Source organism: Leptospira levettii (assembly GCF_002812085.1).
GTDB classification, from domain to species: domain Bacteria; phylum Spirochaetota; class Leptospiria; order Leptospirales; family Leptospiraceae; genus Leptospira_A; species Leptospira_A levettii.
The window spans coordinates 65,337-85,610 of sequence record NZ_NPDM01000001.1 but is presented as its reverse complement, the minus strand read 5'-3'; the positions used below and the strand labels follow the sequence as shown (position 1 = coordinate 85,610).

The window sequence follows — 20,274 nt, the reverse complement described above, 5'->3', positions numbered from 1 at the left end:
AAAGCTCACCTCTTAAATCTGAGGTTCTTTATGTTATCATATCATTTTTGGTTAAGAGCCATATCATTCGTTGTTATTTTTTACTTGATATTGATTTCAAATCATGTGTTTTCCCAGTCTTTACAAGATTCCTGGGAGGTCCCAACCTATCAGACAAATGAATATGCCGATTTATATGGGCGATTGTATTTTTCCTCTTCATTGCAGGATTGGGAAGAAGGAGTAGAGTCGGTTTTGACAAATGCGATGATTTCTTGGCAATCAGAAGCAAATCGTCACATTGAAGAAATTTTACAAAAAGAAACTGGAGAAGATGCTTATATTACAAACGAAGGTTATGTGGATGAGAGAAGGCGATCCTTGTTTTCGGAAGCATCTATAGTTTATACAGAATGGGAACGTAATTTAGTAAACGATTACTATTTAAACCGCATCAGTTTTTTAGAAAAATTAGAAACAGGAAAGGTTGATGCCCTTTATTTCCAAAGGATTGGACAAGAAAGCATTTTTGATTCCTACACGCAGGAGGAGAAGTTGTTACATGAGAATCGAGAAAATATCCTGCGAGCTGCTGAAGAATGGGAATACGAATGGGAAAAATCGAAACAAGAGGGATTGGACTCTTTTGCGTCTTCATTGGAAGCACTTGATGAAGATTATGTCAAATACTTGTCAACTCTCCAAGAGACAGAAAACCAATTCATTAGTAACTTGAATGCGATTGATGAATATAGGCAAACTGTATATTCTGCTTTGGCTTCCATGATCCAACAAATGAAGGATGGAATTGAAGGTTCTTGTGAGATCACATCTGGATGTTTGTATCGAAACTATGATGGAAGTTATAATGAAGCAGGCAAAATATTCTCAAAATTAATAACAGAAATCTCCGATGTCCTATCTTTGAATGAAAAGGATCCTGAATTGTTGTTTACGAATGTAGCAACAAAGATGCAGGATTTTTTGGCAGATGAATCTAATAAAGCATTCGTTGAACAAACTTATTATAAAGATCGGATCTACACATACCAAACCGGGTTACAGATCAATTTAAATAATTCAAAATCTAGTTTCAATTTAGCTGATGCAGAATGGATTTTGAGAAATCAGAATTATCATCAATTGTCAAGTGATGTTAAGTATGAAAATTGGAGTTACATTCCTGGAGATGTTGGAGTATTTGCAGGGATTCAGGATTCAGAGTTACAATCATTTTTTCGTTCCATTCATAACTCTGATTACAATCAACTTACAGATATTATCAATGCAAAGTTGGGAGACGGTCGAAGGGTACAGAATCTCATCAATGCCAATTTGTATACCGATGCGTACCATTTTTTGAACAATTTCACGATCATGGGATTGGGAGTTCCATTCGAGAATGCATATCATACACAAGGGAATTTGATTTTAGATGGAAAGAGTAAATATGGATTTTGGCAAGCAGAACGAAATTTAACAATTTTTACTCCTGGAACTTATTCTTACCAAATGGGAGCAATCGGATATTCTGTTTTGTATGAAATGTATGATGATTCTTCTTATACTACTTCGTTGTATTGGGATTCCAATTTTTCGCAACTAAAAGAGCAAAACAAAAGTTTTACGGACAAACTATTGCCAGCAATTACCCAATGGGAAACGAGAGTGAAACAATATTCGGATAGTTTTAAAAATTGGTCCGACGTTCGTGAGGGTCTCATTGAAGAAGCAAAACTTGAATACCAGAAAAATCGAATTAACTTAGAATCATCGAAAGAGAATTGGTTACAAAAGTTAGAAGGAGAAAATGAGAAAGGATGGAAATCCTGGAGTGAATTGTATGAAAAAGGAGATGCAACAACAAAAGTATCCAATGTGCAACCATTAGAATTTGATTCTAATTATAAAACAATCCAAGACCAAGGGAAACTAATGACTTTTCGAAATGAATCTCTTTTGGGGAACGATTTGAATGAAATACAACTTGGACAAAGTTCTATGCTTGAAACGTTTCAAAGGACTGTGTTTGGGGTCAATCAATTCGCAAGTGTTGTCCAGATGAATCATGAACTTGAGGAATTCCAAAAGAAGGAACAAAACAAACTGATCAACCAATATGTCTATGGAATCAATACGGATGTGATTGGGGATCGAAAATTGACAAAAGGAGAATTGATCTTAGTCGGAAATGCAGATTATAAAAACTTAACAGAGGAAGAAAAAACTAACTTTGGAAAATGTTATGAAGATCCAAGTGTAACAAAGTGTAATGAATTGTTAAAAAAAGAGTATGTGGTATCTGATCCAGGTAAAAATGGAAATATCACCATAAGTAAAGAAATTTACAATGGTATGTTAGGTTCTAGGAATAATGAAGGCGAATATAATGCTTCAATGTCTGTGATAAGTAAACAAATATCATTAAGTTCGATTGGAAAAATCCAAGCTGTCGATCGGAAAGATTTTTTCACCGAATGGACAGAGGAAGATTGGGAGAATTTACAAAAACGAAAAAACCAAATTGCTGATACATTTGTGACACAGTCTTTAAAAAAAGACCAAAATCAGCTCATTACAAATTTAAACGCCTTAGAATCGTTAAATGAAAATAATTATAAAAAATACGTAACGAAAAAAGAATCACAAGAAAATATAGATTCTTTTGTACAAGAAATGGCACTCGCTTATTTAACAGGTGGTGTTGCAGGTGTGAAGGCATCATTAAAAGGAAAATTCGAATCATCGATTAATAATGAAATTGCAAAAGTTTGGATCAAAGCATCAGGTGGAGATGAAAATCAAATCCAATTGGCTTCCATGGCAATTGATTTTATGCGAGGTCGAATTTCGGAAAGGAAAATTAAATCACGAGAGAAATATGTTTCTATAAAAAATCCAATTCAAGCCATTGAAACGGTTGTTAGAAATACAGTTTCTTATACAATCCAAGGCATCGATACTCTTACGAATGGCTTGGGATCAATACCGATAAATTTGGCAATGTCTGGAATAATGGGACTAACAAAGGAATTAGCCGGCGAAAAAAAATATAATAAACTAAATCAACAATTATCTGGTTCGAAAACACGACTCGAAGAAATCAAAAATAACGAAGAACAAATTATAGAATCCAGTCTTTCGATTTCTCTTGCACGAGCCACGGGTATTCCTATCGATACAATTTCCAATCTAGTGGGAGACTTCAGAGGGAAACAAAAGGCAAAAAAAGCCGATAGAGAGATGTCAAAAAATATTCTTTCTGATGTCGGTTCTAAAATCGCAGGTGCAATAGGAGGGATTCTAAAAACAGCTATTGTTGCTATCGGAGTAACTGAAGAGGAGATTTACAGTATCATGTCTGATGCTCATAAATTTGTTAATTCAGGAAACACAAATCGAAATTCTGATTCTCTCGCTAATTTTGGATATACCTTACAAACGTTAGGTTTGCAGGCAAATTGGACTCAATACAAAAGTCCCACCTTAGATCTGAAAGATAAGAATGCGGTAGTGACAGAATTAGGAAAAACAATGATTGCTAAAGAATTAGCAAGAGTTTATGGAGTTGATGAAACATTTGTTAGGCAAGCTTTTGATGCAGTTTACGGAAAATACCAAAAGAAAAAATCAGAAGGGAAGGCACAGAATTCAGCAATTAGGCAAACAGTTGTTAATGCAGCTTCCATTGCAATCACGATGGGTGCAAATGGAGTCTGGGGGAGTGCCAACTCCACACTTGCAAAAGTTGGTAAATTTGCAAATGTTTTGACAAAGGGGGCAATTCCTGCAACGGCAAGAGTTGGGCAAGTGATCACCTCGACTGTTTTACAAACCGCAGCTGGTAGTCATGAGGGAACAAATGGTGCAGTAGCAGGATTTGCCAATGGTTCGTTGTTAGGTCTGACAGATTCATTTGGAAAGTTTAATACGGGTATATTCAAAGGTATGATGCCAGGGATTGGTGTTTCATATTCAGAAAAGAATGGATGGGGTGGTACTGTTGGAATAGGAAATTCAATCAATAATGTGAGTTATTCGATATCTGAAAAAGGAAACTCTTCCTTACAAATTTCCCAAGCAATCGCAAAAGGGATTCAATTTGCAACAGACTTTACATCAAATCAAAATTATAAAATTGGTCTCAACTATAATCCTTCAGGCGAAGGTCCAAGAAAAAATTGGAATTTTTCAATGATGTACGATTTAAAAGGTTCCGGGTTCAGCGGTACTGTTGGTTATACAGAACCAAACTCAAAACTCGGAATCACATCCAATATAGATCCAAATGGAATTTCGTATGCTTCAACCTTACAGGGAGTCAATATAGGAACCAATTCAGAAGAAGGATTCCAACTTGAGGAATTTAATTTTGCCAATCAAAATATCAATATGGCGCAAGATGCCAGTGATGTTACCGATCAAAATGGGAATGTCATTGAAAATGAAGGAGATAGTCCTCTTTCCGACATAGCAGGACAGATTGGAATGTTTGGCGGTTTATTGTTAGGTGGATTTGGAGCATTCAATTTGTTACGAAATAGGATGAGTGGAGGGAGTAACTTCCTTCAAGTGGGATCGGATATCGGAAAAATGAATTTTGAATCCAATTCAGATCGTTCTATTTTTAGTCGTTTGACTGACCCGATCCAAAAGGGACTTTTTTGGTTTGGTGAATCTGTTAGCAGGTATTCTGATTCTTTCACTCCAGATCAAACCAATGAGAAAGTTAGAAATACAAAAGAACCATTATCGGCAAAAGAAACAGATCGTATTTCCAAATTAAAAACAAGTATCATTGATGATTACAAGAAAGACTCGAGGTTAGATACAGAAAAAAAACTTTATGAATTGAAACAAGCAGGAGTGGACACTTCTGAAATCGAAGCAAAAATCAAAGTAAAACGTGGTGGAAAAGATGTTCCCATGTCTAAAGCAGTTGAAAAGTCCTTCAATGAATACAAACGGTTACGCGAATCTCGTTCAGTTCGTCCCATTGGTGCAGAGGTTGTGGAATATGTGAGTTCCAGTGATGCTCTTTCGAAGGTAAATGCTACATTTGATCCAAAGAAGGAAACAATCGATGCATATGTAAAACGTTTGGGAGATGAAATCTCAAAATTTTCAGCCGATGTGGACCTTTCTACAAATGAACTTGTATCCCAACATTGCGCCAATGTTGCCAAACTCCTTGGTGATAACCTGATGAGCAAAATAAAATACAAACAATCCCAATTAATTGATGGAAAAGAAGTTGCATCAGCTGTAAACACGGTAGATGAAAATGGATTTCGCAAAATTTCGGAGACAGATTGTATCCGATACATAGGTGCCGTGTTATTTGGTGCGGGATTAACGGAGAAAGGAAATTTTGCTAATTTAAATTCAGATGTCTACTTAACTCCTGAAGAAATGGAACGTATGGCTACGGAATTTAAGGCCGGTTTTGTTCACAAAAATGGAGTGGAATACTTCCGGCAAGCTGGTAGTTTTAGCAAATTAGTTTCAGAAAGACTCACAACGGAAACGGAATTGAAAGCTCATAAGGCGAAAGGTATCATCCCTGATCTAAAAGTAGGTACGATTGGAATCACAAGGAAAATGGAAACGATTGAGGGCACAAAGACTGAAGCAATGAAATCAGATCATATCTATATTGTCATCGGAAAACAATTCAATCCAACGTTAGGAGTGATGGAATACCTGATCTCGGAATCAGCAGGGGGAAAAGGAGTACAAAATCGTTGGATTAGAGCAGAAACGAATAAACAGATAATAGCAAATTTAACATCAAAATATAAATCTCAAAAAATGTCTGATACCCAAATCAGTGAGAAAATTTCAAAATTGAAAATTCCAGACATCTATTCTGATTATTTAAATCGTTCTGAATTTTATAATTTAAAACCTCAAGGAACTGAAAAAAATGAAAATGTATAATATTGTATTATGTTTGATTGTATTGTTTTTCAGTTATTGCAAAGAAAATAAAGGCAATAGTGTAGAGAATAAAGAATCTTTTTTTTATGAAATGGAAATTGGATGTTATACACATTCTGAAATAAGTAACGAATGTTTAACTAAAATAGAAGAGTTGGGTTGCTATAAAACTCTAAATGAACTAAGAAGATCTAAACTAGGGGAGATATTTTTTAACAAAACATGGGTTGGAGAAGATCAACAAACGTTATTTTATATTATTGATTCTAAAGGAGATATTAGAATTTTTCAAGGAGGGCCTGATAAAGAACCAAACCAGCGCAGTTTAATTGGTAAAGGTAAGATATATTCAGAACAAAATAATTGGTATTATGAACAAAAGTGTATAGAACAAGAATGCGAAAGCTTTAGAATTCCCATTTTATATTTATATTGTGCAATAACATCAGATCTCGTTGATAAAGACGTATTAAGAAAAATTGAATTCGGAAATCGAAAACTCGTTGAGTCTGATGAAATCTCTAATAACAACAAATACAAATCTATTTTATTTATAGAGGAACAACCTATAAAAAATCAAATTTTCAACGGATTTATATCCACCAAAGTACCGCCAATCCTTGAGAAACGTTAATCATCACACTTTCCAGACATAGACAAAGTCTGTGCGATTGGCCCAGGGAAGGGGGAACTCAACTTTCCTCAATTTGATTTCAACTTGGCGGAGGTAGTCCCTGATGTCTTTGTCCCTAAAAATTGTTTCGCTGAAGGATATTTCTCCAGAATTTGCAACTGACTGCAGTTTTGCGGTGTAATTTACTGTATTGCCGAAGTAATCTATATTGCTATTTAAATTTACTGCCAAACAATTTCCAGTATGGATGGAAATACGAATGCGCACAGGCGTGTGTTTGTTTTCTGGATGGAACCATTCTTGCATCTCCTTCGCTGCTTTTAACGCTTGGAGAGGTGATGAAAAACTTGCCATCACGGCATCACCAATCGTTTTTACAACTACACCTCTGAAATTTTGAATGATCTGGTTTGTTTTGATAAAATGTTCTCGAACCTGTAGAAATGCACCATGATCGCCTTCGGTTTCATAGAACTTAGTCGAACCAACGATATCGGTAAACAGAATGGTTTTGATTCCGATATCTAGTTGTAGATTGGTGGCAATAGCTTCTTCTGAAAATAAGTCACGAAATTCTTGGTAATCAAAAATTTCGGTTGGTCTCAAGCTAAATTGGTCTTCACTTCTTTCTTCTAAGACGATGGTAACATCATGTTCTGCTTCATTTTCAAACACTAAGTTTGGTTTCGGGCTTACTTTAATTTCCTCTTCGTTTGTTTCTGGTAACCACAGAATGTCTGTTTGGTGGTATGATTGTTTGGAATCGACTAGTCGGTATTTTTTTTCTCCTTTTTTCCGTAATCGATATACACCGGAACCAATGAGTAAATTGGATGAAAAGGATTTCCTCGCTCCAATTTTTTTCGTCAGCAAAATATGTTGTTTGGTTGCGGGTTCTGCTGCACAATAAATTTGTTTTTCTACAATACGAACACTTGGATGGATGTGGAAGGTAACCTCTATTGAGTTGACTCCAGTTGTGTCAAAATCAATTTCACAAACGTCACATTGATCTTTTGCAGGCATATCACCCAATTTAGTGAGAGAAGTTCTTACACCTCTGCAATGTGGACATACAATATCCCAACTTAACGTAAAAATTCCAAGTCGGCATCCTTGCAAAAATAAATAAAGGACTTCATCTGGATCGAGGTCCAGGTTACGACTCACTTGTTTGATACGAATTCGATCTAAATCATTGTCAGATGATAATTTGATCCATTCAAAAACCTTTGTGATTGTATCCTTCGAAATTCCTTTTTGGATTAAGTTAGGAATTTGTTTTTGTAATTTTTCAGGGTGAATCCATTGGGCATCAGGAATGAATGTTTTTTCCTTAGATGAATTCAGATTGAATTTTGGTTTTCCACGTTTGATTTCAGTTTCTAATTGTTGGAAACCATTTTGGAAGGATTCCTTAAGTCTTGGAAGTGCGATGTTTAAGATCTTTCGAGTGAAAAAATTTCTCGGTATCGCACCTAAATAAACGTAAACTTTTGAGCGAGATTCACCTAACGGTTCTACGATGATTTTAGTTCGGATGTAATGTGCAAATCCTCGTGAATAAATTCTAGCATTTCCTAGCTCTTTTAAGTATTCCCATTCCCATGGAACTTCTTCCCATTCTAGATTGAAACCTGCTTGTTTCGTTTTACCAATGAGTTTGCCATCCTTTTCTACATATTGGAATTTTGGGAGGCCAATCCGTTTGTTGAAAGAAGAGGTATCAATGAGATATGGCCAAATTTCTTCTCGTGTCACTGACAAATCAAACTCCCAGAGGTTATCAATTGGTTTCCCTTTTGATTTCCACGAGTCTTCCCATGGGTATTTTTGAAGGATGGTGTTTAAATCGATCATAATGGCCTAACAATAACCGAGGATTTCCCTCCATTTCCTTTGACTGTCAATTCTCCGTTTGTTTCGGAAATTTTTTCAGCATTGGAAAGTACAAGGTGTACGCCATTTGGGTAAACGAATCTAGGTATTTTGATTACAGTAGGATTTTTGATGGTACCATCTGAATCCCATTCCAAAATGAATTCTCTAGATTCTAAATTGTATGCCATTTTGGTTGGAGCCCCTTGGATACACGCTGCATAAGGTCGACAAAATCCTTCAATAGCCCTTCCTCCACCACCATAAACATCTGGGTCTGAGCCGGGGATGATCTGATCCAGAGAGAAGATACTTAGATCTTCTTGGTTCCAACCATCACCTACCATCAAATCATTTTGATTGGAAGCAGTATAGTTCCAAAGTGTGTTTGATAAAAAGAGTTTGTCCATGGCATTGTACATTGCATCCAGTGCCATGACATGGCGTTTCCAAATTTTAGGAGAATGATTTCCTTTTTTCCATTCCTTATAGGCTTTCCCTCCTTGCAAATCAAAGGGGATACCAAATTCTCCTACAAGGCTTGGAATTTTGCCTGGAACTGAATTTGCAGTGTTTTTAATTCTTGTTAGTTGGCGTACATACATGGCCTCAATTCCTGACTTCCCAAAAACAGGTCGTTTGGTAAGTGTATCGATTGCTATCGGGTATAAAAATGTTTTGAATAAAAGTGTGAGGATATCATACCAATGGGCAGCGTTCACTGCAAGTTGAGGAACTTCTCCATTTAAGTGGGGAGACGTAAATGCATCTGAAGCTTCCCGTTCAATGAAGACCATCCAATCACTCCGAATGGCTTGGATCGTTTTCCCAACGGTTCGCATAAATGGAATCAAATAGTCGGCATCAAAATCAATTTCTCTTCCATTCACTTTTTGGAAAAAATCATTTTTTTCGATGAATGGAGTTCCATCTTTAGTGATCGTATAAGCTCCTTCTAATTGAAAAGGATCTCCTGGTGATTCTGGTAACCAAATCGAAACTTGGTTTTGGTTCACTGTCACTGTTTTTGTAGGAACAAAACCACCTTTCCAAACTTTAAGAGTAAGGTAAGGTAAGTCAATGGAATGCCCATGAGAAGAGAAGAGTGCATCAATTGGAGACCAAGCAAGCCCTGGTTTGGATGGGTCTTCTTCTTTATTGATAAGCCCACGATCATTCATAGCACGACCGATAAATCCCTTACCAGGTTCATTTAAGGAATCGAAACCCAACACAAAATCAAATTGTTTGACACGTTCTGCAATTTGAATCATACACCCAAGGTAGTGGTCTTGTAAGTAATCTTGGACATTTTTCCCATCAATGAGGAAATTTGGAGCAAAGTCCCTTCCTCCAAAAAACAAAGTCCACAAAATGCCATTCCCAGCATAACGGTAATTTTGCGACCAACACATTGTTGGATAATTATTTTCCTGTCGAATGCCTGGATTGGAATAATCATATGCACGTTGCATTACGACAGCCGCATCCGCTTCCGATAGTTTTTTATAATCGATTCCTAACTTTTCAAAGATCCAACCAGGAGCACCATCTCCACCTGTCATCCTTGACCAAACATCTTGGTGAAAATCGATGAAAACATAAAATCCGTATTCGCCTGCTAAACGAACAATTTCTGTAAAATAATCTAAGTAAGCCTCATCATATTGGTTTGGGCCTTTGTGTTCGACTGCTTCCCATGTGGTTAACAGGCGTAAGGCATTAAATCCCCATAATTTTAATCTAGTAAAGTGGATATTTGCATCTTCTAAAGGAAAAGGTCGACCAATAAAACTCACTTCCTTATGATCTGAAAAATCGGTTGGATATTGGGTACCTCCATTTGGAAAGGGAACTTTTGTATCGCCACCTAAATTTACGCCACGAAGGATTACTTTTCTTCCGAATTCATCAATAAACCATTCACCTTTGGGAGATAATTTTTTTAATGTCATGTATTGATCCTACTTTTTTTATTTCCTATCGATTGTAATAATTTCAAATTTTCTTCTGCGTATAAGTTGAGATAACCAAGTAAAAAATAAAATACAATCAGAACTTCATCGTCTTGGAAGTAACATTGTAATAAACCAGAAAAGAAAAATCCGACTAGTCCGTAGGTCATAAATCGGATTTGTTTTGGTATGTTTTGGCTTAAAAGAGTATATAATATACTACCTAATAAAACTAAATAAAAGACAACTTGTGGGAATCCAAATACAGCTGTTAAATGAAAGTAATCGTTATGTGCATGTCCTCTTTGTGTCACTTCATAAAAAAAAGCGAGTTCTCGGTTCTCTTTTTCTTTTGTTTTTCTAGAAACTTCGATTTCTTTTTGGTAGTTCCCTGACCCAATTCCAAAAATAGGATTTGCCTCAATTAGCGGAAATGTAGAATCCCAAATAAATGTTCTACCAGAATCTGTATGTTTTTCTCCACCAAACAATGGATCTACGACTCGTTTGACAGCATTTGTACTTAAGTATCCTATCAAAAGTAGAATTAAAAAAGACAACATGGCAAAACTAGTTCGTTTGATTACTTTTTTGGAAATGTCTTTGTCGATAAAAATTAGGATATAAATTCCAAACAGAACACTTACGAAAGCACCAAACAAAGACGACCTGGCATTATTAAATAAAAAGACGATGGAAACGAGAAGTAGTAATACTGCATCGATTGTGATTTTTGTTTTTGATGATTTATTATACCAAGAATCATATAAACGAAATACAAATCCTGGGAAAATAAAGGCAAGTAATCCGCCAAAAGTCAAATGGGTATTCATGAGTCCAATGGGAAGGTAAATATTTAATTTTCCAATGTTCCCATAATGGTGTTGGTAGGGCCATGAACTAGATGTTTTGTACAAATCAGAGATAAGTCTAGACAAACGAGTCATCGAAAAGATAGAAATAAATCCAGAGACTACAATTAGAATCGAAAAGATAAAAAACGCTTTGTATAAATAAGTCCTATCTTCTTTCTTGATTCCCTGCACTGAAAGAAAAGCAGTTACTAAAAATATATCTTTCATTTCGTCACGGAACGCATGTTTGATGGATGTGAGGTCAAGACCATCACTAACAAAATGATACAAAACAGTTACAATTTGCCAGAGGTAAAAAATAAAAATAATTTTGACAATTTGGCTTGTGAGTTTGGGTTTTTCGTCGAGGAAAAGGAAAAATACGAAAGATAACAATAAGTAAAGTTGGCTAAGAGAAACAGAAAGGGCACAGGAAATGATGGACAAGGCAAGAAACGAACGATAGAGTCGGTAAATCATAACTTTGGATGAGACTAATCTTTTTCTCTCATTTGTAAAGAGGTAACAGTTGCGAGTTTTATATTTTTCCGATACTTTTTTGCCAAAAACCGATGGGGTTGCTGTTTCCATTAAGAATTTTTCAGAGCTTTTGGCTCTCCGAGGCCACCAATTTTGCATTTGTGCCCCCAAGTACGGGGATGGGGACTTTGATCGGATGACTGACAATATCCAGGTGATTCGGTTTCGTTCGGGCTATTTGCCAAGTTACCCTGATATTAAGGTGGTTTTGCCTTCCCCTGGAAAAATCAAAAGGATCATTGAAGATTTTAAACCTGATCTCATCCACATCCATACACCGGGCCTTCTCGGTCTTTATGCTGTCAATGCTGCGGAACGATTTGGGGTTCCTACGATTGGAACGTATCACACACTGATGGCAGAACAGGAGATGTATGTTTCCTTTTACCGTCTCTTTAAACTCGACAAATTATTTTTTAAAGCAAACAAATTCAAAAAAAAGTTAAATATTGAAGAATTGGACAAAATTGTAAAATTTGATAACTTTAACATTCGCAAAAAAATCATTCTCAAGATTTGTAATGATATCTATAATCGATGTGATGTGGTCATTTCCCCTAGTCATTTGATCAAAGAACAGTTGATTGAATATGGGATCACTCGTCCGATCACTGTGGTCTCCAATGGTATGGATCTAAAACGATTCCAAGGAAAACCAAAGGAGTATTTGAGTGGTGATGCACCTAAGTTTTTGCATGTCGGTAGGATTTCGTATGAGAAAAATTGTGATATCGTCATTAACGCATTCAAACTCATTCATGAACAAATTCCAAAGGCAACATTGACCATTATTGGTGAGGGACCAGCAATCCCTTCCTTACAACGCCAAGCAGAACATCTTGGTATAGATCAGTCTGTGGAATTCAAAGGATTTATACCGAATGCAGTTTTACATGAAGTATACCCTCAATATGATGTGTTCTTAACTGCTTCGACTATGGAAACGCAAGGATTAGTTGTATTGGAAGCAATTGCTTGTGGTCTACCTGCAGTTGGTGTGGATGCATTTGCTCTACCAGAGCTCATCCGTCATGGTGAAAATGGTTTCATCGCAAAATCATTTGATGCAAAAGGAATTGCGCAAGGTGCACTTGAGATCATTCGCAATCCAAGTTTGTATTCTAAGTTTTCCAAACAATCCATTCACATCGCTTCTGGGCACGAAATGGAAAAATGTGTGGATGCAATGGAAGAAGTGTATGGAAAAGTCATTGAAGCAATGAAAGGAAAAGTGAAAAAGACAACAATCTTTGATTTGTTTTTTGATTTTATGCAATGACAAATCCTTTAGGGATAGAGGTTAGATCGTTTCTCAGTGCCCTAGCAGTTGGGCTCACTTTCTATGCGTACGTTCCGTACTTAAAAGGAATCAGAACGGGGAAAGTCCAACCTCATGTTTTTTCTTGGATTATTTGGGGAGTGACAACTTGTATTGTGTTTTTTGCACAACTTGTAGGAAAAGGTGGAATTGGAACTGTACCCATTGCCATCTCTGGTTTTACAACTCTGCTTGTGGCTCTCTATGCGTATCAAAAAAGAGGCGAAATAAAAATTACAAACTCAGACTGGTTCTTTTTTCTTTTAGCATTTTCTAGTTTGCCCTTTTGGTTTTATTTTTCGAGCCCACTTGCGGCTGTCCTTGTCCTTTCGTTTGCCGATTCTCTTGGATTCATACCCACAATCCGAAAAGGTTATGTTTTGCCATACTCGGAACCACTTGGATTTTATTTGATCTTTTTATTCCGAAACACATTAGCGATTTTGGCTTTGGCTGAATGGAACTTAACCACGACACTCTTCCCTGGTTCTGCGGGCATTGCCTGTCTTGTGTTTGTATTCGTTGTGAAATACCGACAAAACCAAATTTGAGTTCTAATTACGATCTAAGTGTTAAGGTGATTCTTTGGCTGGAAGTGGATAAAAAACAACGGAACGAACTTGTTTTCCTTCTTCAGTGTCTTCATAAGTCACTTCTGCCTGTTTGGACCTGGCAGGTAAATACATCTGGACTGCTTCAACAAGTTCATAGGCACTAAGAGTATAATCCAATGCTTTGATTGCTAGTTCCAAACTTAAAAAACGTTCTCTCACTACTGTTTTAGTTTCTGTCTTTTTGGATATGATGAGCCATTTATAAAGCCTTGCAGATCGATTTGAATCTAATAAATTCCCAATATCAAGTTTTGCAGTTGGTAAAACAGCAGGTGTTTGGCCAAATCGAATTTCAATATTCCTTTGCCTTGTTTCTTTTAATCGTAAAGAAAGTTGTTTGTCGAATATTTCATCATCTATGTATTCGATGCGATCACATGTGGAATATACGGTTTCACAAAGGTTCCCATAGTTTTTATGGAAAAAGAATACTTGTAACACTTTACCATTTGTTGGATGGTAAAGTACTTTTGCATTATAAGATTCCATCCTTCCAAATTTGACAAATGATCGAATCCGTTTGTATATGTTATATGACAATCCGAACAAATCTTTTACAACTGGAATGTCTGAAAAACCGATCCCTCTTGTGGCAATGTAAAACGGTTCAAAACTAACATGGCCATCTCGTTTTGTGATTTCACGAAGGTATTCCGCGATTGGTTCCATTCGTGATTCACTGAATGACATGGGAAAATCCAAAAAATCGACAACAACTTTTCCGCCACCTTTCCCAAGTTCAGTCCAAACTTCATCTAAGTATTTCCCATCTTCTGTGAACTTGATTTGTTTACAGATTCCTTCTTGGCACTTGATTTGTTCTTCGAAGTCTTTTTTGTTAGGTGATGGAAGTTCGACTTGTTGGAATTGGGAATCAAATTCTTGGGAAAATAGAGGTGTAAAGAGAAAAACATCAATGAGAAAAGAAAGGATAAATACCAAACTCAAACGGAATAACTTTCGGTTCACAGTTTTTGCCCTTCCTATTCGTTCGTCTTACTTATGGAATTCCAATTACCAGAGAGTGTTTACATTTTGGATGAGGCGAATCCTTCTTACAACGTCTAATGGATCGATGAGTTCCATACATGCGTGATCACCCCGCCAACATTTTGTATTCCCATAAATGGAACATGGTCTACATGGTAAGTCAACTTGCAAAACTCCTGAATCTTCTTGTGCAAATGGTCCAAATCCGGAAACTGGATGAGTGGTTCCATAAATCCCAATGACTGGTTTTTTTAATAAAGCTGCAATGTGAACGTTAGAACTATCCATTCCAATCATTACATCCAAACGGTCCATAATCCCAAGTTCCCCGCGAATCCCTAAATGGCCACCTTGCACTATATGAACTTGCGTTAGGTTGTTTTTTAAGATTTCCAATTCTTTAGCTTCATCACGTCCACCAAATAAAAATACATGACAATCAGGAAATTCAGAAACTAAAACTTCCACAAGGCGTTTGCATTTTTCAAAACTCCATTCCTTTAATGCATGCCCAGCAAATGGCGCAAATCCAAACCATAAACCATCTTTTTTATCAATGCCTATAGATTTAAAATAATCTTTGGCATACATTTTGGATTCACCATCCACATTTAACCATGGACCTTTTCGAATCGGTGCATCAAATCCAGATTTACGAAATACATTTAAGTAACGTTCTACAGTATGGGGGAGTTGGTTTAATTTTTTATTATAACGTCTGGTTTGTGCTAATTTTTCCCTACGACCTTTGATGATCTTAGAATAAGGAACACCTTTTAGTCGGAAAAAAAAGGCAATGAGTCTTGAACGTAACGAACCATGAAGGTCGATCACATAACCAAACGGCCCAAGTTTATCAATGTCTCTATACATCCTCCAAAGACCAAGGATCCCTTTGTATTTTTTTAGATTGATACCTAAAACATTTAAGTTGGGGATATTATAAAAAAATGGTGCGAAGTTTCCTCTTGTAACAACCGTTAATTGAATGTTGGAATATTTTGCTGCGATTGCTATGAGAGCTGGAGTCATCAAGGCAACATCTCCCATCGCTGAAAACCGAAGTACAAGAAGGTTTGTCATTTTTGATTCTTATATAAAGATGGATTTAGATTTTGGTCATTGTACATCTTCATTTGTCGGTATACTTTGACTCGTTTGATCCCTTTGGCATAATCATCAAACAATTCTTCTAAACATTTTTTTAAGTCTTCTCTTTGATCGAGTAATACAGTTAACTTCGCTTGGCATTTTTCAATGTGTTCTTTGGTAGCAGATGAATCTTTCCGATTTACCTGTTCTTCCATATGGTAAATTTTTAACTCTAGGATGCTCATCCGATCGAGTAACCAAGCAGGGGATTCTGAATTGAGCCTCGCATCTGGTTTTGGTGTTACCGTACGAAACATCTCGATGACAAAATCATCCAACTTTTCCACCATATCAGTTCTGTCTTGGTTCAATTTGTCAATTTTTCGTTTGAGAGCCACAACTTCTTCTAAAGCAATGTCTGGTCTACGGATTTCATCTTCGATATGCCATTGGATGGTATCGATGTGGTTTTTTTGGTAGAGTGTGAATTCTAAGGTTCCCTCAGGATAGGGATTGGGATGTGGGGCTTCTTTTTTATGCCAATCCAAAACAGATTCTTGGAAAATAGCGACGGCTTTTATGGCTTCCAATGCTTTCATATCGTAATGCAATTCACGTTTTCATATGGTTTTTGGGGTTCAATCCAAATATTTCTTAGGTTTTTCGCTTTCTTTTGCCAAAGCACAAGATCTTTTGAAAAAAGATGTGTTTAGTTGGCATTGCCTATGGCATTCACTCAGATTTTCCTTTGGTGGTTGTCTCAAACCGTGATGAATTTTTTGAACGTCCCACGGAAGGGTTACATGTTTGGAAAACGGAACCTACGATCTTGGCGGGCAAAGATCTAAAAGCGGGTGGGACTTGGCTTGGAGCAAACCAAGATGGAAAAGTAACCTTCCTCACAAACGTACGCAATTTCCGAAAACCCCACCATCCCAACCCAAAATCCAGAGGAGAACTTGTGATTCGTTTTTTAGAATCAAGGGGCTCCGTTTTATCTTCTCATTATGCAGACGAAGTGAAGGCCAACCAGAACCTGTATGAAGGATTTAATTTATTCCTCTTTGATGGAAAGGAGGCATTCGCACTTGGTGGCGATCCGTTTGCCATCCAAAAAGTGGAGTTTGGGTTTCATGCGGTGAGTAATGCTAGTTGGGATACCCAATGGCCAAAAACGGAAAAACTTTTGTCTCAAATGAAACCATTGGTAACGAGATGGCAGGAGAAAAAAATTTCCAAATTTGAAATCGAATCGGAACTCTTTCGTTCCTTAAATGATGCAGAACTTGTTAAGGATGAGAGGTACTTACCAGACACAGGGATTGGACTTGAACGGGAAGTGAGTCTTTCCTCAGTTCGCATCAAAACTCCTCAGTATGGAACGAGGGCATCCACGTTAGTGTTTTATGGAAAGGAATCTGTAGAGATTGTTGAAAGAACTTTCTCCGATCCGTTATCCGATGGATTTACGGAACGGAGAAATGTTTTGGTTTGGTAGGTTTTTAGTCTTCCAATCGGAAATGTTTCATCGGGAAAGCATCTGTGATTTCTTTTACAGCTGCTTTTACCTTTGATTCCCAAGTTGTATCGCCAAAATGATCTAGGTAATCACAAATCAAATTGCCAACGGCTTCGATTTCTTTTTCTTTAAGGCCTCTTGTTGTGAGGGCTGGTGTTCCGAGTCGGATCCCTGAAGCAACTGCAGGAGGATTTTTATCAAAAGGGATCGCGTTTTTATTCACAGTCACCCCAATATGATCAAGTCCATCTGCTGCATCTTTTCCAGTGAGACCTTTCACAGACACATCAAGTAAAACGATATGGTTGTCTGTTCCGCCTGATACCACACGAAATCCTCGTTTTTGGAATACTTCTGCAAGGACTTTCGCGTTTTTTACCACTTGTTTGATATAAGTTTTGAATTCTGGTTGGAGTGCTTCTCCAAAAGCGACTGCTTTTGCGGCAATCACATGCATAAGTGGTCCACCTTGGATTCCAGGGAACACTCGTGAGTTCAGCACTTTTTCGTTTTCAGCAGAAGATAGAATCAGTCCACCACGAGGTCCACGTAATGTTTTGTGAGTAGTTGTTGTGACAAAATCACAAACTCCGATGGGACTTGGGTGTTCACCAGCAACCACCAAACCAGAGATATGTGCAATGTCCGCCATGATTTTGGCACCAATATCATTTGCAATTTCTCTAAATTTATTAAAATCGATGATTCGAGGGTAAGCAGATGCTCCAACAACGATGAGTTTTGGTTTGTGTTCTTTGGCAAGTTTTGCCACTTCATCGTAATTGATGGTTTCTGTTTTTTCATCCACACCATAAGGAATTGGTTTAAAATATTTTCCACTGATGTTGACTGCACTACCATGTGTTAGGTGGCCGCCGTGTGCCAAATTCATTCCAAGAAAACTGTCTCCTGGTTCAAGAGTGGCAAGAAAAACTGCCATATTCGCCTGAGCACCGCTATGTGGTTGTACGTTCGCATATTCAGCACCAAACATTTTTTTGGCTCTTTCAATGGCGAGTTCTTCTACTTTGTCAGCATTTTCACAGCCATTGTAGTATCGTTTTCCAGGATAACCTTCCGCATATTTATTGGTCAGTGTAGAGTGGTAAGCTTCGAGAACTGGACGAGAAACAAAGTTTTCACTCGCAATCATTTCGAGGGAATGTTCTTGTCTTTCGTCTTCTTTTTTTAGGGCAGCATAAACTTCAGGGTCTTGTTTTTGTAAATAACTCATGTCGGAATTTCTCTGTGGAGTGTGTATTCTGGATTTTGGTATTTCTTCTTGCGAATAAATTCAGATTCTCGGAGCACTTGTTTCCGAAAAGTAGAAAAGTCCCTTCCAAAGAAGGAAATGTTTGAAAAATCAGATGGGAGTGGCTCTTCCAAATACAAAAATACTTCCCGAACCAAATCAATTGCCCATTTTTCTTCGGAAAAAAAACCAGGAAGGGAGGTTAAAAAATCCTTATGGCCTCTTTCCTTACGGTAATCCGGTTCTTCGGGAGGGTGGTGTAAAACCTCGGAGACATGTTCAATGAGACTTTCTTCTAAGATGAGTGTTCCATGTTGGACGATACAATTTCGTTTCCGAAACTGAGCGTTTCCTGAGATTTTTTTAAAAACTCCCTCTTTTTCTAAAACAAGGTCTGATTTCCCTTTGGCAAAGGATTGGATGTTTTGGTGGGCGAGGGATTTGGAAATGATTCCTAGGATTCGGTCGTAACTTTCTTTGACAGGGAATAATTCCTTTCGTTCCTCTAAGTTAAAATAAAGCGAATAATTGATATTTCCGGAAAGGGAATGGAAAACTGTCCCTCCACCCGAGGCACGCCTTGCGATATAACAGAAGTTAGGTTTTGGTTTTTTCCCAAATCCAAAAGATTTTACTTCCTTTTCGTAAGCACTCACCACATGTTCTTTGATATTGCGGTAAGGATTTTCAGAGAGTCCAAGGATGATCGAATCTGGATTTTTCCATAACCTAATCCCCGCTGTGATCCCAGAACTTACCATTTGGATGGCAATCGATTCTTCAATCGCCAAATTGTAGTAAGGCGATCTTGGTGGAATAGGGGGAAAGAAAAAAACTTTTTTTGTCACTCGTTGAAGTATTTCTGAGACGCTTCGTTTAAAAACTTACGTTCTTTTCGGGACAAAGACTCCATTCCATTTTTGGAAATTTTTTCTAGTAGTTCATCCACTTTGGTTTTGGCATTTTCTCGTTTTGCCATTTCTTCTTGGTACCGCATAAACCTACGTTTTTGTAAGTAACGAGAGAGTGACCAAGTAGGCAGGGAAGATTTTGTGCCTTTCCAACCCGTATACAATTTCATCAGGATAAGTCCCCCGATGGCTCCACCCAAATGAGCAAAGTGTGCCACTCGTTCCCCTTGTGCAAACAGTACCATAAGCATCACAATCATCACAAAGTATTTGGCTCGCATGGGGAAGATGAGAAAGACAAGAAGTTCACGGTTTGGCCATGTCATCCCGTACGCAACAAGAAGGCCATAGATACTGGCACTAGCTCCGACAACAACACCTTGTGGGATTCCCAAATATTGGGCAGTGATGGTTCCGATCCCACCGAGTAGGGCAGTGAAAAAATAAAATTTGAGAAAAGCACGTTCCCCCCAGATTTCAGCCAGTTCTGAACCAAACATCCAAAGGCTCAGCATATTGAATAGGATGTGCATAAAACTTCCGTGTAAAAAGGCATAACTCACAAGTTGCCAAACCCATCCTCGGAACACAAGTTCGGGAGAGAGACCCAAATAGAGTTCCACAAGGGGAGAGTGAAAGCTGAGTTTTGTCAGAAGTTGCAGAATGAAAAAGATGACATTGACTAAAATCAGAGTTCGGACAACGGGAACCATAGGTGGTCCAAATCGGAGTTCATATCCTGGGGTACGAGAGGCCATAAATTCAAGGTCGTAAATCTTGAGTGACAAGGAAAGTCGA

The 20,274-nt window shown here is 37.5% G+C and carries 14 protein-coding genes; 5 read left to right on the top strand and 9 right to left on the bottom strand.

All coding sequences use genetic code 11. The features are described 5' to 3' along the window. Positions 1 to 30: 30 nt before the first annotated feature. A complete protein-coding gene (locus tag CH354_RS00370; protein WP_100726369.1) occupies positions 31 to 5,919 on the top strand; it encodes a TIGR04388 family protein in 5,889 nt (1,962 codons plus the stop codon). After that, positions 5,906 to 6,553 (top strand): hypothetical protein, encoded by a 648-nt coding sequence (locus tag CH354_RS00365; RefSeq protein ID WP_100726370.1) that lies wholly within the window; start codon positions 5,906 to 5,908, stop codon positions 6,551 to 6,553. Before CH354_RS00370 ends, CH354_RS00365 begins: the two co-directional genes overlap by 14 nt. 3 nt (positions 6,554 to 6,556) lie before the next feature. Here CH354_RS00365 and CH354_RS00360 read toward each other — a convergent pair whose 3' ends face one another. The 3 genes from CH354_RS00360 to CH354_RS00350 are packed head-to-tail and all read right to left on the bottom strand — an operon-like array spanning position 6,557 to position 11,720. Further along, positions 6,557 to 8,413, bottom strand: coding sequence for an adenylate/guanylate cyclase domain-containing protein (locus tag CH354_RS00360; protein ID WP_100726371.1), 1,857 nt, complete (start codon positions 8,411 to 8,413; stop codon positions 6,557 to 6,559). Continuing rightward, a complete protein-coding gene (locus tag CH354_RS00355) occupies positions 8,410 to 10,386 on the bottom strand; it encodes a glycoside hydrolase family 5 protein (protein WP_100726372.1) in 1,977 nt (658 codons plus the stop codon). Before CH354_RS00355 ends, CH354_RS00360 begins: the two co-directional genes overlap by 4 nt. Then, positions 10,383 to 11,720 carry an O-antigen ligase family protein gene (locus CH354_RS00350; RefSeq protein ID WP_100726463.1) on the bottom strand — a complete coding sequence of 446 codons (1,338 nt, stop codon included), beginning with the start codon at positions 11,718 to 11,720 and terminating at the stop codon, positions 10,383 to 10,385. Before CH354_RS00350 ends, CH354_RS00355 begins: the two co-directional genes overlap by 4 nt. Positions 11,721 to 11,769: 49 nt before the next feature. On the opposite strand from CH354_RS00350, the gene CH354_RS00345 reads away from it, so the two are divergent. Next, positions 11,770 to 13,059, top strand: coding sequence for a glycosyltransferase (locus CH354_RS00345; RefSeq protein ID WP_100726373.1), 1,290 nt, complete (start codon positions 11,770 to 11,772; stop codon positions 13,057 to 13,059). Further along, positions 13,056 to 13,649: a hypothetical protein gene (locus CH354_RS00340; RefSeq protein WP_100726374.1), complete on the top strand. Its 594-nt coding sequence runs from the start codon at positions 13,056 to 13,058 to the stop codon at positions 13,647 to 13,649. The genes CH354_RS00345 and CH354_RS00340 overlap by 4 nt, the downstream gene beginning before the upstream one ends. Positions 13,650 to 13,670: 21 nt before the next feature. Here the strand turns inward: CH354_RS00340 and CH354_RS00335 are convergent, their stop codons facing one another. The 3 genes from CH354_RS00335 to CH354_RS00325 all read right to left on the bottom strand — a co-directional run bounded on the left by CH354_RS00335 (position 13,671) and on the right by CH354_RS00325 (position 16,393). Then, positions 13,671 to 14,654, bottom strand: a complete 984-nt coding sequence (locus tag CH354_RS00335; protein WP_409036411.1) for a hypothetical protein — start codon at positions 14,652 to 14,654, stop codon at positions 13,671 to 13,673. Between the two features lie 72 nt (positions 14,655 to 14,726). Beyond that, positions 14,727 to 15,785, bottom strand: a complete 1,059-nt coding sequence (locus CH354_RS00330) for a glycosyltransferase family 9 protein (protein ID WP_100718741.1) — start codon at positions 15,783 to 15,785, stop codon at positions 14,727 to 14,729. Next, positions 15,782 to 16,393 (bottom strand): DUF4254 domain-containing protein, encoded by a 612-nt coding sequence (locus CH354_RS00325; protein WP_100718740.1) that lies wholly within the window; start codon positions 16,391 to 16,393, stop codon positions 15,782 to 15,784. Before CH354_RS00325 ends, CH354_RS00330 begins: the two co-directional genes overlap by 4 nt. Before the next feature lie 104 nt (positions 16,394 to 16,497). On the opposite strand from CH354_RS00325, the gene CH354_RS00320 reads away from it, so the two are divergent. Then, positions 16,498 to 17,292 (top strand): NRDE family protein, encoded by a 795-nt coding sequence (locus CH354_RS00320; protein WP_100718739.1) that lies wholly within the window; start codon positions 16,498 to 16,500, stop codon positions 17,290 to 17,292. Between the two features lie 4 nt (positions 17,293 to 17,296). On the opposite strand, the gene glyA is transcribed toward CH354_RS00320, so the two are convergent. From glyA to CH354_RS00305, 3 genes are read right to left on the bottom strand one after another with little or no spacing between them, the layout of a single operon-like run. Next, positions 17,297 to 18,547 carry a serine hydroxymethyltransferase gene (glyA, locus tag CH354_RS00315; protein WP_100726376.1) on the bottom strand — a complete coding sequence of 417 codons (1,251 nt, stop codon included), beginning with the start codon at positions 18,545 to 18,547 and terminating at the stop codon, positions 17,297 to 17,299. Continuing rightward, positions 18,544 to 19,413 (bottom strand): lipoate--protein ligase family protein, encoded by an 870-nt coding sequence (locus CH354_RS00310; protein ID WP_100718737.1) that lies wholly within the window; start codon positions 19,411 to 19,413, stop codon positions 18,544 to 18,546. The genes glyA and CH354_RS00310 overlap by 4 nt, the downstream gene beginning before the upstream one ends. Then, positions 19,410 to 20,234 carry a rhomboid family intramembrane serine protease gene (locus CH354_RS00305; protein WP_100726464.1) on the bottom strand — a complete coding sequence of 275 codons (825 nt, stop codon included), beginning with the start codon at positions 20,232 to 20,234 and terminating at the stop codon, positions 19,410 to 19,412. Before CH354_RS00305 ends, CH354_RS00310 begins: the two co-directional genes overlap by 4 nt. Positions 20,235 to 20,274: the final 40 nt, after the last annotated feature.

Coding starts and splice junctions, on each gene's coding strand:
- CH354_RS00305 (WP_100726464.1), bottom strand. CDS start 20,234: ATGGCCTCTCGTACCCCAGGATATGAACTCCGATTTGGACCACCTATG.
- CH354_RS00325 (WP_100718740.1), bottom strand. CDS start 16,393: ATGAAAGCATTGGAAGCCATAAAAGCCGTCGCTATTTTCCAAGAATCT.
- CH354_RS00360 (WP_100726371.1), bottom strand. CDS start 8,413: ATGATCGATTTAAACACCATCCTTCAAAAATACCCATGGGAAGACTCG.
- CH354_RS00350 (WP_100726463.1), bottom strand. CDS start 11,720: ATGATTTACCGACTCTATCGTTCGTTTCTTGCCTTGTCCATCATTTCC.
- CH354_RS00365 (WP_100726370.1), top strand. CDS start 5,906: ATGAAAATGTATAATATTGTATTATGTTTGATTGTATTGTTTTTCAGT.
- CH354_RS00320 (WP_100718739.1), top strand. CDS start 16,498: ATGTGTTTAGTTGGCATTGCCTATGGCATTCACTCAGATTTTCCTTTG.
- CH354_RS00330 (WP_100718741.1), bottom strand. CDS start 15,785: ATGACAAACCTTCTTGTACTTCGGTTTTCAGCGATGGGAGATGTTGCC.
- CH354_RS00355 (WP_100726372.1), bottom strand. CDS start 10,386: ATGACATTAAAAAAATTATCTCCCAAAGGTGAATGGTTTATTGATGAA.
- CH354_RS00370 (WP_100726369.1), top strand. CDS start 31: ATGTTATCATATCATTTTTGGTTAAGAGCCATATCATTCGTTGTTATT.
- glyA (WP_100726376.1), bottom strand. CDS start 18,547: ATGAGTTATTTACAAAAACAAGACCCTGAAGTTTATGCTGCCCTAAAA.
- CH354_RS00340 (WP_100726374.1), top strand. CDS start 13,056: ATGACAAATCCTTTAGGGATAGAGGTTAGATCGTTTCTCAGTGCCCTA.